A 15,060-nucleotide genomic window follows, 5' to 3' on the forward strand; every position below is an offset into this window, starting at 1 on the left:
GTCAGCCTTGCGTCTGTTTCACACCTCCGACTGGCACCTTGGGCAGAACCTGCACGGCCAGGAGCGCGATTTCGAACACAGCTGTTTTCTCGAATGGCTGCTGCGCCAATTGAAGCTGGCGCAGCCGGACGTGCTGCTGATCGCCGGCGACATCTTCGACACGGTGAACCCACCGGTCAAAGCCCAGGAACGCCTCTACGATTTCATCGTCAGTGCCCACGAACAGCAGCCGTTGCTGACCATTGTGATGATTGCCGGCAACCACGACTCCGGTTCACGGATCGAGCTGCCCGCACCGTTGATGCGGCGTTTGCGTACCCATGCTTTGGGCCGGGTGTTGTGGCTGGACGACGGCCAACTCGATTCGGAACGCCTGTTGTTGCCGTTGCCGAATGCGTCCGGCGAGATCGCTGCGTGGTGCCTGGCGCTGCCGTTCCTGCGGCCCGCCGAAGTAACCGGCACGCATCTGGGCGACAACTACCTGCGCGGCATCGGTCAGGTACATGAGTGGCTGATCGAAGCGGCCAACGCCAAGCGTCAGCCGGGCCAGGCGCTGATCGCCATCAGCCATGCGCACATGGCCGGCGGGTCGGTGTCGGAAGACTCCGAACGCAGCCTGATCATCGGCAACGCCGAAGCCTTGCCGGCCAGTCTGTTCGGGCCGAGCATCAGCTATGTCGCCCTTGGCCATTTGCACAAACCGCAAAAGGTCAATGGCGAAGAGCGGATTCGCTACAGCGGCTCGCCGATTCCGTTGTCGTTTTCGGAAATCAGTTATCAGCACCAGATTCTCGACGTCGTGCTCGACGGCGAAACCCTGGTCAGCGTCGAGCCGATACTGATCCCCGCTCCGTCAACCTGCAGCGTCTCGGCCCTGCGCCGCTGGCGGAAATCCTGTTGCAACTGGCCGACCTGCCGAACATAGACCTGCTGGCCGAAACCCAGCGCCAGCCGTGGCTGGAGGTGCGCGTGACCCTCGACGAGCCGCAACCGGATCTGCGTCATCAGGTCGAAAGTGCCCTGCAAGGCAAAGCTGTGCGACTGGTGCGAATCGCCGCCGAATACGCCGGCAATCGTGGCGCTGACGGCGTCGAGGACGGCAGCGCTCTGATCGAGCTGGACCAGCTCACCCCGCAGGAATTGTTCAGCCGCGCCTGGCTCGACAATTACGGCAACGAGGTCGACGAGCAAACCCTCAAGGACTTCGCCGAGTTGCTGCAAGACGTACAAATGGAGGGCGAGCAGCCATGAAAATCCTCGCCATTCGGTTGAAGAACCTTGCCTCGCTGGCCGGCCCGTTCGAGATCGATTTCACCGCCGAACCGCTGGCCAGTGCCGGTCTCTTCGCGATCACCGGCCCCACCGGCGCCGGCAAAAGTACCTTGCTCGATGCCTTGTGTCTGGCGCTTTTCGGCGCCGTGCCGCGTCTGAACAACACCGGGCGTGACGCCAAGGTGCCGGACGCCGACGGCGAAATCGCCACCGGCGACCCGCGCACCCTGCTGCGTCGTGGTACGGGCGAAGGGTTCGCCGAAGTGGATTTTGTCGGCGTCGATGGCCGCCGTTATCGCGCGCGCTGGGAAGCCAACCGCGCCCGGGAAAAGGCCGGCGGCAAGTTGCAGGCCAGCCGTCAGAGCCTGCGCGACATCGATCAGGATCAACTGCTCGCCAGCCAGAAAGGCGAGTACAAGGTTCAACTCGAAGCCGCGCTGGGCCTGAACTTCGAACAGTTCACCCGCGCCGTGCTGCTGGCCCAGAGCGAGTTCAGTGCGTTCCTCAAGGCCGACGACAACGACCGCAGCGAACTGCTGGAAAAACTCACCGACACGGCGCTCTACACTCGCCTCGGCCGGCGCGCGTTCGACAAGACCAAAGAAGCCCGCGAAGCCCACAAGCAGTTGCAGGATCAGGCCACCGGCGTGACCCCGCTGCCGCCCGAGGCCCGCGCCGAACTCGACGAACGCTTCAACGCTGCCCAGCAGCAATTGAAGTTGCAGCAGGCGCAGCTCAAACAGCTTGAGCAACAACACACCTGGCTCAAGGATCTGCACCTGTTGCAGGACGCGCAGCAGGCAGCTGCCGAGCAATTGCAGAGCGCCGAACATGAGCGCGAAACGCTGGCCGGCGAACGCTTGCGCCTGACGCGCCTGGAACAGCTCGCCCCACAACGGCACCAATTCGCCCGCAAGGCTGAAATCGATGCGTTGCTGACGCCGCTGGCGGCGCAAATCCATGCGCATACCCAGCAACAAGGCGAGCTGACCGAACGTCAGGCTCAACTTGAACAAAACCTCGGGTCAGCACAAATCGCCGTTACCGAAGCGCAGAAGCAACAGAGCGAAAGCGCACCGCTGTTGCGTCAGGCCTTCGATGAGCAAAGCACCCTCGCCCGCCTCGCCAAAGAGGTCGCGTCCGGTGCCGAAACGAAGCAAGCAGCCGAACAGGCCTGCACTCAGGGCCAGAGCGCGATCCAGACCCTTCTCGATCAGCAAAAGCAGGTCGCGGAACGCCTGCAACGTATCGCCGCCGATCTGGAGCAAAGCACTCATCTGGCACCGCTGAGCGAAGCCTGGAATGCTTACCGCGACCGTTTGCAGCAACTGATGCTGATCGGCAACCGGTTGAACAAGGGCGAAAGCGAGCTGGCGAATCTCGAACAGAACGCCACCCGCGCCACCGAAGAACTCGCCACGCAAAAGCAGCAGCTTGAAGTGCTGTTCAAAGAAGCTGGCGCCGAGCCGGACGCGGTCGCCGAACAGATCGGCATCCTCGGCACTCTGCTGCAGGACAACCGCAAACAACTGCGCGCCGTCGAGGACCTGACGCGCCTTTGGGCCAGTCAGCAGGAACTGGACAAACGCAGTGCCGAGCTGCAACAGCGCCAGCTCGATGCGCAGCAGGAGCGTGAGCGCCTGACCCAGGACGGAGTGAAAACCAAGTCCGAGCTGACCGTCGCCGAACAGACCCTCAACGTCACCCGTGAACTGCTCGAACGCCAGCGTCTGGCCCGCAGCGCCAGTGTCGAAGAACTGCGTGCGCAGTTGCAGGATGACCAGCCGTGCCCGGTCTGCGGCAGCAACGAGCATCCTTATCATCAGCCGGAAGCCCTGCTGCAGAGCCTTGGCCGCCACGATGAAAGCGAGCAGGCCAGCGCGCAGCAAGCGGTCGATCAACTGAAGGAGAAACTCACCGAACTGCGTACCAGCGTCGGTGGCGTGATTGCCCAACAGAAAGAATTGCTGCAACAGCAGGAACAACTGGCGGTACAACAGCAGGCGCTGACGCCGAGCATCGAGGGTCATCCGCTGGCCGCGCAATTATTGAATCAGGACAGCGACAAGCGCGCTGCCTGGCTGACGCGCCAGAACGATCAACTGAACCAGAGCATCACCCAGGACGAACAGCGCCAGACCGCCCTGCTCACCTTGCAACAGGATGCGGCGCGCCTGACCCAGCAATTGCGTCACGCTGAAACCGCTCACCAGCAAGCAGCCCAGCATCTGAGCAATCAGCAACGCGAGCTGAACGCCGACCGCCAGCGTCTGGACGAAGAACTGGCGGCCTTCGCCACACTGCTGCCCTCCGAGACTCACGAAGCCCTGCGCGCCGAACCGGCCGCGACCTTCATGCAGCTTGACCGGCAGATTGCCGAGCGTCTGGCGCAAGTCGATCAACAGAAGGAAGAGCTGGCCGAACAGCAACAACGCCAGCAGACGCTCGAGAAGGAACAGGATCGCCAACAGAGCCGCGTACAGCAGCTGCAAACCGCTGAGCAACAGCTCAACGCGCTGACCGCTCAACAACAGGCCAGCCAGGAGAAACTGGCGCAACTGCTGGGCGACCACAATTGTGCCGAGCACTGGCAGCAGCAGCTTGAACTCGCGGTAGAACAGGCGCGCAACGCCGAATCCACCACGACTCAAGCACTGCAAGGCGTGCGCACGCAACTCGTGCAAATCGCCGCCGAACTCAAAGCTCAGCAAGAGCGTTTGCAGGCGCTGGAAACCGAAGACCGCGATCTGGCCAGCAAGATTGCCGACTGGCGCGCCCGTCATCCGGAACTGGATGACGGCGGCCTCGAAGATCTGTTGCGGGTCGATGACGCGCAGGTCGGCGAGCTGCGCGAGCGTTTGCAGCGCAACGAAAAAGCCCTGGAACACGCCAAAGTGCTGTTGCAGGAACGCGATCGCCAGTTGCTCGAACATCAGGCGCAACACAACGGCAACCTCGAAGCCGAACAACTCGCAGCCGCCCTCGCCGACTTGCAGAACCAGTCCGGCGCCAGTGAACAGCTCTGCGCCGAGCTGCGTGCCGAGCAAGTCGAAGATCAGCGCCGGCAGAACGCCAACTCCGCGCTGGCGCAGCAGATCGCCGACGCCTATGCCGAGTATCAGCGCTGGGCGCGGCTCAATGCCTTGATCGGTTCGGCTACCGGCGACACCTTCCGCAAGATCGCCCAGGCCTACAACCTCGACCTGCTGGTGCATCACGCCAACGCGCAACTGCGGCAACTGGTCAAACGCTATCGCCTCAAACGCGGCGGCAGCATGCTCGGCCTGCTGGTGATGGACACCGAAATGGGCGACGAACTGCGCTCGGTGCATTCGCTGTCCGGCGGCGAAACCTTCCTGGTGTCGCTGGCCCTTGCATTGGGTCTGGCCTCGATGGCGTCGAGCACGCTGAAGATTGAATCGCTGTTCATCGACGAAGGCTTCGGCAGTCTCGATCCGGAATCCCTGCAACTGGCCATGGACGCCCTCGACGGTTTGCAGGCACAGGGCCGCAAGGTCGCGGTGATTTCTCACGTGCAGGAAATGCACGAGCGGATTCCGGTGCAGATTCAGGTGCAGCGCCAGGGCAATGGTTTGAGCACACTGGAGGTGAAATGAACACGCTGTATTCGTTCCGCCGCTGCCCGTACGCGATGCGGGCGCGGATGGCCCTGCGTTATTCGGGCGTGCCGGTGGAGATCATCGAAGTCAGCCTCAAGGCCAAACCGGCGGAGATGCTGGCGATCTCGCCCAAAGGTACGGTGCCGGTGCTGGATGCGGAGGGTCAGGTGATCGATGAGAGCCTGGAAATCATGCGTTGGGCGCTGGCACAGAATGATCCGGATGACTGGTTACTGGGTGGCGATTCAAGGATTGCCGAGTTGATCGAAGCCAACGATCAAGTGTTCAAGGTGCATTTGAATCGCTACAAGTACGCCGAGCGTTACCCGGAACAGCCGATGGAGGTTTATCGCGCGGAAGGTGCGCGGTTCCTGCAAAAGCTGGATGAGTTGCTGGAAGGCCGTGACTATTTGCTGACTGATCATCCCTGCCTGTCCGATATCGCGCTGCTGCCCTTTGTCCGCCAGTTCGCCCATGTTGATCGTGACTGGTTTGCGACGACACCTTATGAAAGATTGCAGGCGTGGTTACAACGCTTTCTTGAGTCGGATCTGTTTACCGCCATCATGAAAAAGTAAGCGCCTTACGCCAGCACCTGGCACATGCCGATGGCCGAGCAATCCACTTGGAACGGCCCGAGAAAACTGGCTTCGGTTTTCACCGGTGGATTGCCGGCCAAGAGCCCCAGCGCATTGGCCCGTTCGATGTTGTGGGCGATGGTGTGGTTGGCCTCTATGGCACGGGCCAGCCCACCGACCGAGCCCTGACCGAATCCCAACAGGGACGCGCCATTGGTCATGATCGCCAGACCGGCGATGACCCAGAATCTGTAGCCTTTCATGCTCCGACGGCTCCCGCGAGTTCCACTGAATCTACCGCTGCGTTTTGCGAGCGGAGTTCGAACTGGACGCCGGGATGCGCGACCTGGATCGGCGCATCGAAGCTGTGTTGCGACTGGGACGAAAGGCTGACGAACAGCACCATGACCAGGTACAGACCGATGGCCAGGTAGGCGCCGCGTTTGGCGGAAGTGATGATTGAACTGGCCATGATGTGTGCTCCGTGGACAATGTTTCGACGCCCACAGAATCAATCAAAAAAGCCGGGGTAACCACTCAGCGTTCGCCATAGTAACCATCAGCTTCGTTGATTATTTAGCCGATCTATCCCGCTGTTTGAAAATGCCTATCGACTGATACCGCGCACGTAAAAAACTGCCCAAGGCTGCGATCTTCTGATTTTGCTTTTGATAAACAAGATCAAAGGATCGCAGCCTTGGGCAGTTCCAGGGCGTGACGGAAATTTCAGTGCTGGGCTTTGTGATCCAGCGCGGCGTAGAAGTTGGCGCTCTGTTGCAAGTATTTCTGGGTGTAGCTCTGGGTGTGGGATTTTTTGCTGCTGATTTCAACGTTGGCGCTGGCTGGCAGAGCAACGGTGGCGGAGATGGCAGAAGCGGCGATAACGGAGAAGAGATTGAAGTTCATGGCGGTAACCCTCGAGTTCGGTTGGCTTGCTTGCCCGGTTGGGCTGTGAAGCAAACTTAACGCTCGAGGGTTGCTCGCTTGAAATGCTTTGCACCATTACCTGTTATCAGCAGGATTAATACAAAGCGTCAGGCCCCGCAGACCGGGGCCTGCGGCTTATTGACGCACAAGAAACTTGAGGTCGCTCGGGGCGTCCATCGGCAGTTTTTGCACGGTTTTGCCGAGCAGACCGGTCTTGCCGTCGCGTTCGACCACGACAATCTGGTTGCTCTTCTGGTTGGCGATCAGCAGGAATTTGCCGCTTGGATCGAGGCTGAACTCACGCGGGTGATCGCCTTCAACCGAACGCCGTTGCAGTTCCTTGAGCTGGCCGTTGGCCGGATCGATGGCGAACACCAGCAACTGGTTGGCGGTGCCACGGTTGCTGACGTAGAGGAACTTGCCATCGGCGGACGCATGCAGCGCCGCAGCGGCCTTGTCCGAAGTCGGCTGGCCGGCCGCCAGATCAACCATTTGCGTCTGGGTCAGCACGCCGTCCTTGTAGTCGAACACCGCAACCTGGGCGCTCATTTCCATGGTCAGCCAGGCATGTTTGCCGTCAGCGCTGAACAGCAGATGACGCGGCCCGCTGCCCGGTGGCAGTTGCACCGAAGCGGTTTTCGCCGGGGTCAGCGGCAGGTCCGGGTTGGCTTTCGGGTCGAATTGGTAAACGAAGACCTTGTCGGCGCCCAGATCGTTGGAGAACACATAACGGCCATCCGGCGAGGAAATCGTCGAGTGCACGTGGTTCGAGGCCTGACGCTCAGGATTGACCCGGCTCGCCGGGTGCGCGCTCATCTGCACCACCGGTTTGAGCTTGCCGTCGCTGCCCACCGGCAACACCGCGAGGGTGCCGCCCGGATCTTCAACCACGGAATAGTTGCTGACGAACAGATGACTGGCGTCGCCGCTGAGACTCGAATGGGTCGGCTCGTTGCCCAGGCTCTGGACCTGATTGATCAGGGTCAGGGCGTGGGTCTTCGGATCGATCGAATAACTGCTGACGCGACCGACCGGGTCTTTCTGGCCAGGGCCATTTTCGTTGACCACGAACACCCGGTGCTGATCCCTGGACAGGGTCAGCCACGACGGATTTTCGCTCTTGATCACCTGCAGCGGTTTGGCGTCGATCTGGCCGGTGGCGCTGTCGAAGTTCATCCGGTAGATGCCCTGGCTGGTGCCGGCGGTGTAGGAGCCGACCAGCAACTGGAAGCTTTCGGCCGAGGCACTGGACAGGCCCATTGCACCGACGCTGCCGGCCATCAGCAACGGCCAGAATTTACGCATGTTCATTCGGTTTCATCCTCGTCGTCGGCGCTGCTGAGTACATCACCGAGGCAGACCAGACGGTGTTCGCCGACGGTTTTGGTGTCGCTGGCAAAACCGATGATCAACCAGCTCTGCAGGTCCTGGTCGAACGTCGCCGCTTCAACCTGGGCCGGTGTGAACTCCCAATGCTTGGCCGTTCGGCCATCGATGCACTCGATATGCAGATTGTCGTCTTCATCGAGGGCGAATTCGAAGGCGTGCAGGCCGTCGATTTCGACCATACCGCAGTGTTCGAGGGCGTTGAGAAGGGTGTCTGGTACGGCAGTCATGTCGATCATGTCTTTCAGGGGGAAAGTGGCAATGATAGCTCAATGTGGCCGCCGGGCCTCAGGGAGCTTGCCCACACAAGACCCGGCGATCCGGCTTAGAGCGCTTCGCGTGAAGGCTTGCCGTCGACCAGTCGCTGAATCCGCAGCGGATTGGCGTTTTTCAGCGGTTCCGGCAGCAGGCTATCGGGGTAGTTCTGGAAGCACACCGGGCGCAGGAAACGATCGATGGCCAGGGTGCCGACCGAGGTGCCTCGGGCGTCGGACGTCGCCGGATACGGCCCGCCGTGGACCATCGAATCACACACCTCGACACCGGTCGGATAACCGTTGAGCAGGATCCGCCCGACCTTCTGTTCCAGCAACGGCGTCAGTTCCGGGAACTGCACGAAGTCTGCCGGCTCGCCGATGATCGTCGCGGTGAGTTGCCCATGCAGCCCCAGCAGCGCCGCACTCAGTTGCGCCTGATCGGCCACCTCGACGATCACCGTGGTCGGGCCGAACACTTCTTCCTGCAACACTTCATCGCCATTGATCAACAAACCGACATCAGCCTTGAACAGCTGTGGCTGCGCCTGATTGCCCTGCTGCGGGTTGCCGGCCAGATGCTCGATGCCGGTATGCGCCAAAAGTTTTTCCAGACCTTTGTCGTAGCTGCCAAGGGTCCCGGCATTGAGCATGGTTTGCGCCGGTTGATCGCCGATCAGCGCAGCGACTTGCTCGACGAACGCCGTGAACTGCGGCGAACGAATGCCGATCACCAGGCCCGGGTTGGTACAGAACTGACCGCAGCCCTGCACCACCGAGGCGGTCAGATCACGGGCGACGGTTTCCGAACGCACGGCCAGGGCCTGGGGCAACACGATCACCGGGTTGATGCTGGACATCTCGGCGAACACCGGGATCGGCTGCGGACGCGCGGCGGCCATGTCGCACAACGCCCGTCCGCCCTTCAGCGAACCGGTAAAGCCGACGGCTTGAATAGCCGGATGCTTGACCAGCCACTCGCCGACGCCACCGCCATAGATCATGTTGAACACACCGGCCGGCATCGCGGTTTTTTCCGCCGCGCGAATCACCGCGTCAGCCACGAGTTCGGCCGTGGCCATATGGCCGCTGTGGGCCTTGAACACCACCGGGCACCCGGCGGCCAGCGCCGACGCGGTGTCGCCGCCAGCGGTGGAAAATGCCAGCGGAAAGTTGCTCGCGCCGAACACCGCCACCGGGCCGAGGCCAATGCGGTATTGGCGCAGATCGGGACGCGGCAGCGGCTGGCGGTCCGGCAGCGGCAGGTCGATGCGCGCGCCATAGAAATCACCACGCCGAAGAACTTTGGCGAACAGCCGCATCTGGCCACTGGTGCGGCCACGCTCACCCTGAATCCGCCCGGCAGGCAGCGCGGTTTCACGGCAAACCACCGCGACAAAATCATCGCCCAGCGCATCCAGCTCATCGGCGATGGCATCGAGAAATTGCGCGCGTCGTTCGGCACTCAAGCTGCGATAGGCCGGGTAAGCAGAAGCGGCCGCTTTGGCGGCGGCATCCACTTCCTCCTGCGTCGCCTGAATGAAATCGTGAGGTAGCGCCTCACCCGTCGTGGCATCGATGCTGTGCAGTTTGACGCTACCCGCCGCGCTGCGACGCCCGCCAATGTAGTTGTGACCGAGAATCTGAGTCATGGGATCTCCTTAAAGGGTGCCGATGCTGTCCGGTTGGAAAACGGCTGCAACCGGGGCGATGCCGTTGACCAGCGGCGCACCGAATTCGGCCTGGCTGATCTCGAACACGTCGCCGGGCTGTGTGCGAACGCCGTCGGCGAACGACAGGGTCGCGGTGCCGAAGAAATGAATGTGTACGTCGCCCGGACGCAGGAACTGGCTGTACTTGAAGTGGTGGTATTCGAGGTTCGCCAGGCTGTGGCACATGTTGGCCTCGCCGCTAAGGAACTCGTTCTGCCACAGCACTTCACCGTCACGCAGGATGCGGCTGGTGCCGGCCAGATGTTGTGGCAATTCACCCACGCGCAGTTCCGGGCCGTAGCTGCAACTGCGCAGTTTCGAATGGGCCAGGTACAGGTAATTCTTGCGCTCCATGACGTGATCGGAGAATTCGTTGCCCACCGCGAAACCGAGACGATACGGCTTGCCGTCCTGGCCGATAACGTAGAGACCGGCCATCTCCGGTTCTTCGCCGGCGTCTTCGGCAAACGGCGGCAGCGGGAACGGCTGACCGGGACGCACGACAATGCTGCCGTCGCCCTTGTAGAACCACTCCGGCTGCACCCCGGCCTGCCCCGCCGCCGGTTTGCCGCCCTCCACGCCCCACTTGAAGATGCGCATGGTGTCGGTCATCGCCGCTTCGTCGCCGGCCTGTTGGTGCATCTTGTCCCGGGCCGATGCGCTGCCGAGGTGCGTGAGGCCGGTGCCGCTGACCAGCAGGTGCGCCGGGTCCGGGTGGTCCAGCGGCGGCAGGATGCGCAGGTCTTTGAGCAACTGCGCGTAGTCGTGGCTGATGCCCAGACCGAGGGTTTGCACTTGCTGCGCGAGGGTGCTGCCGGCTTCAATCGCGGCCAGGGCGAGATCACGAACCGTGCGCGCATCCTGCACTTCGCGCACCAGACCGCCCTCGACCACCCCGACACGGCGTTCGCCGTTACTCAATTCGAATTGAACCAGATGCATGATGTTCTCCTGTTAAAACAAATCCTGGATCGATATCAAGTCCGCGTTGCACCGCGTGCACTCGCGGCAAATTGCTCAACCGGCAGCACATGCTTGCGCTCCAGCAAGCGATAGACGACGCCCGTCAAAATCAGCCCGAACACCATCACTCCGGACAGGAAGTACAGGCCCGAAGCGAGGTTGCCGGTGTATTCCTTCAGCGCGCCGATCACGAACGGACCGATGTAGCCGCCGAGGTTGCCGACCGAGTTGATCAGGGCAATGCCCGCCGCCGCACTGGCGCCGGCAAAGAACCGCCCCGGCAACGTCCAGAACACCGCCGTGCAGGAAAACAGCGCGAACGCCACCAGACACAACGCCGCCAGTTGCGCCACCGGCAACGACAGCCAGGCGCTAAGGAACAGGCCGAGGGCGCCCAGCACGTAGAGCACCGCCAGATGCCCGTAGCGATCATTCATGCGGTCGGAACTGCGCGGCACGATCAGCAACCCGACGATGCCGAAGATGTACGGCACCGATGACACGAAACCCGTCACCAGATCGCTGCCGCCGAACTGTTTGATCAGGGTCGGCAGCCACAGGCCAAGGCCATAGATGCTCAGGGTCACCGGCAGATAAAACAGCGCCAGCAGCAACACACGTTTGTCCTTGAGCGCATGCAGCGGATTGCCGTGGCGGGTCTGGCCGTATTCCTGCAGATCTTTTTTCAGCTCACCGGTCAGCCAGTCTTTCTCCGCCTGATCCATCCATTTCACTTGCTGCGGGCCATCCGGCAGCCAGCGCAGTACCGGCCAGGTCAGCAGGATCGCCGGGGTGCCGATGACGATGAACAGCCACTGCCAGCCGTGCAGACCGAGGATGCCGTCCAGGCCCAGCAGGCCGCCGGACACGGGGCCGGTGATCATCATCGCGATGGGTTGGGACAGGATGAACAGCCCGAGGATCTTGCCGCGATGGCGCACCGGGAACCATTGGGTGATGTAGTACAGAACGCCGGGAAAGAACCCCGCCTCCGCCGCGCCGAGCAGAAAGCGCATCACGTAGAAACTGTGCGGGCCCTGGACGAAGGCCATGCCGATGGTGATCGCGCCCCAGGTGATCATGATCCGCGCGAACCAGCGCCGCGCACCGAAGCGTTCGAGCATCAGGTTGCTGGGGATTTCCAGCAGAAAGTAGCCAATGAAAAACAGCCCGGCGCCGAGGCCGTAGGCGGCATCGCCGATGCCGATGTCGGCGCCCATGTGCAGCTTGGCGAAGCCGACGGCGGAGCGATCCACATAGGCGATCAGGTACAGCAGGATCAGGAAGGGAATCAGTTTCAGCGTGATGCGCCGGACAAGCCGCAGTTCCTGGCTCATGGGATCGGTCTCCGATTGTTGTTTTTATGGAACCTGCGGGGACGCCTCTCGCGAAAAATCGCCAGGGCCATCCCTCAATCGAAAACGACTATATAGTAATACTAATTACCCAACAACACTTCCAAACCGTCGATTTTGCGCTTATGTTTAGCCGAAGCTCGCAAACAATAGTCTTACAATAAGAGAATCGATCATGTCTGATAAGCAACCCACCCTGCGCTCCGCCCAATGGTTCGGCACGGCCGACAAGAACGGCTTCATGTACCGCAGCTGGATGAAGAATCAGGGCATCGCCGACCATCAGTTCCATGGCAAGCCGATCATCGGCATCTGCAACACTTGGTCGGAGCTGACGCCGTGCAACGCGCATTTCCGCCAGATTGCGGAGCACGTCAAACGCGGCGTGATCGAGGCTGGCGGCTTTCCGGTGGAATTCCCGGTGTTCTCCAACGGCGAATCGAACCTGCGCCCGACCGCCATGCTCACCCGCAACCTGGCGAGCATGGATGTCGAGGAAGCGATTCGCGGCAACCCGATTGACGGCGTGGTGTTGCTGACCGGTTGCGACAAGACCACCCCGGCCCTGCTGATGGGCGCGGCCAGTTGCGACGTACCGGCCATCGTCGTCACTGGCGGGCCGATGCTTAATGGCAAGCACAAGGGCAAGGACATTGGTTCCGGCACCGTGGTCTGGCAGCTCAGCGAGCAGGTCAAGGCCGGCACCATCACGATTGACGATTTCCTCGCGGCCGAGGGCGGCATGTCCCGCTCGGCCGGTACCTGCAACACCATGGGCACCGCCTCGACCATGGCCTGCATGGCCGAAGCACTGGGCACGTCCCTGCCCCACAACGCGGCGATTCCGGCGGTGGATGCTCGGCGTTATGTGCTGGCGCATATGTCCGGCATGCGTGCGGTGGAGATGGTTCGTGAGGATCTGAAACTGTCGAAAATCCTGACCAAGGAAGCCTTCGAAAACGCCATCCGGGTCAACGCGGCGATTGGCGGTTCGACCAACGCGGTGATTCACCTCAAAGCCATCGCCGGACGCATTGGTGTCGAGCTGGATCTGGACGACTGGACGCGCATCGGTCGCGGCATGCCGACCATTGTCGACCTGCAACCGTCCGGGCGCTTCCTGATGGAAGAGTTCTACTACGCCGGCGGCTTGCCGGCTGTACTGCGCCGCCTCGGCGAAGCCAATCTGATTCCGAATCCTGACGCGCTGACCGTCAACGGCAAATCCATCGGCGAGAACACCAAGGACGCGCCGATCTACGGCGAAGACCAAGTGATCCGCACTCTCGACAACCCGATCCGTGCTGACGGCGGCATCTGCGTGTTGCGCGGCAACCTGGCGCCACTGGGCGCGGTGCTCAAGCCGTCCGCCGCCACGCCGGAACTGATGCAACACCGTGGCCGCGCCGTGGTGTTCGAGAACTTCGACATGTACAAGGCGCGGATCAACGACCCGGAACTGGACGTCGATGCAAACTCGATTCTGGTGATGAAAAACTGCGGGCCGAAGGGTTATCCGGGCATGGCCGAAGTGGGCAACATGGGGTTGCCGGCCAAGCTGCTGGCCCAGGGCGTGACGGACATGGTGCGCATCTCCGACGCGCGGATGAGCGGCACGGCGTACGGCACCGTCGTGTTGCACGTCGCCCCGGAAGCGGCGGCCGGTGGGCCGTTGGCAGTGGTGAAGGAAGGCGACTGGATCGAGCTGGACTGCGCCAGCGGGCGTTTGCACCTGGACATTCCGGACGCTGAACTGGCGGCGCGCATGGCGGATCTGCAACCGCCGCAGCAGTTGTTGGTGGGTGGGTATCGTCAGTTGTATATCGACCATGTGCTGCAGGCGGATCAGGGGTGTGATTTTGATTTCCTGGTCGGCTGTCGAGGTGCTGAAGTACCCCGCCATTCCCACTAACATCGCCACCCTGATCGTTCCCACGCAGAGCGTGGGAACGATCATTGCCTAGCTCCAGATTCCGTCGTGCCTGCTATGATGCGCGGCATCTCCATCGCTCAGGATCGTGCCGTTCCCCATGGATTACCGCAAACCTTCCGACCGTAAAAGCATGCACTCGCGCATCGTCCAGGAACTGGGCATGCAGATCGTCTCCGGCCGTTTTCTGCCTGACGACAAACTGCCCGCCGAAGCCTTGCTCTGCGAGGAGTACGCGGTCAGTCGACCGGTGTTGCGCGAAGCCACGCGGGTGTTGGTGGCCAAGGGGCTGGTGTACTCGAAGCCTCGCGTTGGCACCGTGGTCAAGCCGCGCCGCGAATGGCACATGCTCGACCCGGACGTGCTGCACTGGCTGATGCAAAGCAGCCCGCAGAATGAATTCTTCAACGTGCTGACCAGCGTGCGCAGCATCATCGAACCGGCCGCCGCCGCCCTCGCCGCCCAGCACGCCACGGATGCCGACATCGCCGCCATCGGCGAAGCCTACCAACGCATGGAAGCCGCGCCGACCCCGGAAGCCTTGCTGCAACCGGATCTGGACTTCCACAGCCGCATTGCCGATGCGACCCACAACGACTTGCTGGCGAACCTGTGCAACATGCTGTCGGTGGCGATTGCCGAGGCGTTGAAGCATTCGAACCAGCGGCCGAATCTGCATGAACTGGCGTTGCCTCGGCACAAGGCGATTTTGACGGCAATCGAGAATCGGGATGCGTTAGGGGCTCGGCATGCGACGTTGGTGCAGCTGGATGATGCGCGCAGTGCTTTGAGTGTTGTGCTTGGGGCGGATCTTTCGTAGGTCGATAGTCCGCCTGCCCTCACCCTAGCCCTCTCCCAGAGGTAGAGGGGACCGATCCGGGAATATTGACGATCTACACCGACGTGAACGATCTGCTTTGAATCCATAATCGACTCGGTTTTTCAGGTCGATGTATCACGAAGCACCACTCGGTCAGTTCCCTCTCCCCCTGGGAGAGGGCTACGGTGAGGGGCTTTTGATCTTGCCCCATAAAAAAAGCCGCAACCCTAAGGTTGCGGCTTT

At 61.7% G+C, this 15,060-nt stretch carries 12 protein-coding genes and 1 pseudogene; 5 read left to right on the forward strand and 8 right to left on the reverse strand.

Annotated features, from left to right (window positions below; all coding sequences use genetic code 11):
- The first annotated feature begins 7 nt into the window (after positions 1-7).
- From R1A29_RS15715 to R1A29_RS15725, 3 genes and pseudogenes are all read left to right on the forward strand, one after another.
- Positions 8-1,251: pseudogene (locus R1A29_RS15715) on the forward strand (exonuclease SbcCD subunit D C-terminal domain-containing protein).
- Positions 1,248-4,889, forward strand: a complete 3,642-nt coding sequence (locus R1A29_RS15720; RefSeq protein WP_438298835.1) for an AAA family ATPase — start codon at positions 1,248-1,250, stop codon at positions 4,887-4,889. Before R1A29_RS15715 ends, R1A29_RS15720 begins: the two are co-directional and overlap by 4 nt.
- Complete coding sequence (locus R1A29_RS15725) at positions 4,886-5,470, forward strand: glutathione S-transferase (RefSeq protein WP_438298836.1); 585 nt, start codon at positions 4,886-4,888, stop codon at positions 5,468-5,470. Before R1A29_RS15720 ends, R1A29_RS15725 begins: the two co-directional genes overlap by 4 nt.
- A 5-nt stretch (positions 5,471-5,475) precedes the next feature.
- On the opposite strand, the gene R1A29_RS15730 is transcribed toward R1A29_RS15725, so the two are convergent.
- The 8 genes from R1A29_RS15730 to R1A29_RS15765 all read right to left on the reverse strand — a co-directional run bounded on the left by R1A29_RS15730 (position 5,476) and on the right by R1A29_RS15765 (position 12,049).
- The gene (locus tag R1A29_RS15730) at positions 5,476-5,733 is read right to left on the reverse strand and encodes a hypothetical protein (RefSeq protein WP_438298837.1); all 258 of its coding nucleotides are present in this window, start codon (positions 5,731-5,733) and stop codon (positions 5,476-5,478) included.
- Entirely contained in the window at positions 5,730-5,942 is a 213-nt protein-coding gene (locus tag R1A29_RS15735; RefSeq protein WP_438298838.1) for a hypothetical protein, read from the reverse strand. Before R1A29_RS15735 ends, R1A29_RS15730 begins: the two co-directional genes overlap by 4 nt.
- Positions 5,943-6,196: 254 nt before the next feature.
- Positions 6,197-6,376 (reverse strand): hypothetical protein, encoded by a 180-nt coding sequence (locus tag R1A29_RS15740; protein WP_085703571.1) that lies wholly within the window; start codon positions 6,374-6,376, stop codon positions 6,197-6,199.
- A 156-nt stretch (positions 6,377-6,532) separates the two neighbouring features.
- Entirely contained in the window at positions 6,533-7,708 is a 1,176-nt protein-coding gene (locus tag R1A29_RS15745) for a lactonase family protein (protein ID WP_438298839.1), read from the reverse strand.
- Entirely contained in the window at positions 7,705-8,013 is a 309-nt protein-coding gene (locus tag R1A29_RS15750) for a DUF5629 family protein (RefSeq protein WP_085711602.1), read from the reverse strand. The genes R1A29_RS15745 and R1A29_RS15750 overlap by 4 nt, the downstream gene beginning before the upstream one ends.
- Before the next feature lie 95 nt (positions 8,014-8,108).
- On the reverse strand, positions 8,109-9,689 hold the full coding sequence (locus R1A29_RS15755) for an aldehyde dehydrogenase (NADP(+)) (protein ID WP_438298840.1): 1,581 nt from the start codon (positions 9,687-9,689) through the stop codon (positions 8,109-8,111).
- 9 nt (positions 9,690-9,698) lie between these two features.
- Positions 9,699-10,691, reverse strand: coding sequence for an AraD1 family protein (gene araD1 / locus R1A29_RS15760; protein ID WP_438298841.1), 993 nt, complete (start codon positions 10,689-10,691; stop codon positions 9,699-9,701).
- Positions 10,692-10,726: 35 nt separating this feature from the next.
- Positions 10,727-12,049: an MFS transporter gene (locus tag R1A29_RS15765; RefSeq protein WP_438298842.1), complete on the reverse strand. Its 1,323-nt coding sequence runs from the start codon at positions 12,047-12,049 to the stop codon at positions 10,727-10,729.
- 193 nt (positions 12,050-12,242) lie between these two features.
- On the opposite strand from R1A29_RS15765, the gene R1A29_RS15770 reads away from it, so the two are divergent.
- Positions 12,243-13,979 carry an IlvD/Edd family dehydratase gene (locus R1A29_RS15770; protein WP_114883595.1) on the forward strand — a complete coding sequence of 579 codons (1,737 nt, stop codon included), beginning with the start codon at positions 12,243-12,245 and terminating at the stop codon, positions 13,977-13,979.
- Between the two features lie 118 nt (positions 13,980-14,097).
- The gene (locus R1A29_RS15775) at positions 14,098-14,817 is read left to right on the forward strand and encodes a FadR/GntR family transcriptional regulator (protein WP_248741915.1); all 720 of its coding nucleotides are present in this window, start codon (positions 14,098-14,100) and stop codon (positions 14,815-14,817) included.
- The last annotated feature ends 243 nt before the right edge of the window (positions 14,818-15,060 follow it).

The sequence above is a fragment of the Pseudomonas sp. NMS19W genome (assembly GCF_051554255.1).
Classification (GTDB): Bacteria; Pseudomonadota; Gammaproteobacteria; order Pseudomonadales; family Pseudomonadaceae; genus Aquipseudomonas; species Aquipseudomonas kribbensis.

Coding starts and splice junctions, on each gene's coding strand:
- R1A29_RS15720 (WP_438298835.1), top strand. CDS start 1,248: ATGAAAATCCTCGCCATTCGGTTGAAGAACCTTGCCTCGCTGGCCGGC.
- R1A29_RS15725 (WP_438298836.1), top strand. CDS start 4,886: ATGAACACGCTGTATTCGTTCCGCCGCTGCCCGTACGCGATGCGGGCG.
- R1A29_RS15730 (WP_438298837.1), bottom strand. CDS start 5,733: ATGAAAGGCTACAGATTCTGGGTCATCGCCGGTCTGGCGATCATGACC.
- R1A29_RS15735 (WP_438298838.1), bottom strand. CDS start 5,942: ATGGCCAGTTCAATCATCACTTCCGCCAAACGCGGCGCCTACCTGGCC.
- R1A29_RS15740 (WP_085703571.1), bottom strand. CDS start 6,376: ATGAACTTCAATCTCTTCTCCGTTATCGCCGCTTCTGCCATCTCCGCC.
- R1A29_RS15745 (WP_438298839.1), bottom strand. CDS start 7,708: ATGAACATGCGTAAATTCTGGCCGTTGCTGATGGCCGGCAGCGTCGGT.
- R1A29_RS15750 (WP_085711602.1), bottom strand. CDS start 8,013: ATGACTGCCGTACCAGACACCCTTCTCAACGCCCTCGAACACTGCGGT.
- R1A29_RS15755 (WP_438298840.1), bottom strand. CDS start 9,689: ATGACTCAGATTCTCGGTCACAACTACATTGGCGGGCGTCGCAGCGCG.
- araD1 (WP_438298841.1), bottom strand. CDS start 10,691: ATGCATCTGGTTCAATTCGAATTGAGTAACGGCGAACGCCGTGTCGGG.
- R1A29_RS15765 (WP_438298842.1), bottom strand. CDS start 12,049: ATGAGCCAGGAACTGCGGCTTGTCCGGCGCATCACGCTGAAACTGATT.
- R1A29_RS15770 (WP_114883595.1), top strand. CDS start 12,243: ATGTCTGATAAGCAACCCACCCTGCGCTCCGCCCAATGGTTCGGCACG.
- R1A29_RS15775 (WP_248741915.1), top strand. CDS start 14,098: ATGGATTACCGCAAACCTTCCGACCGTAAAAGCATGCACTCGCGCATC.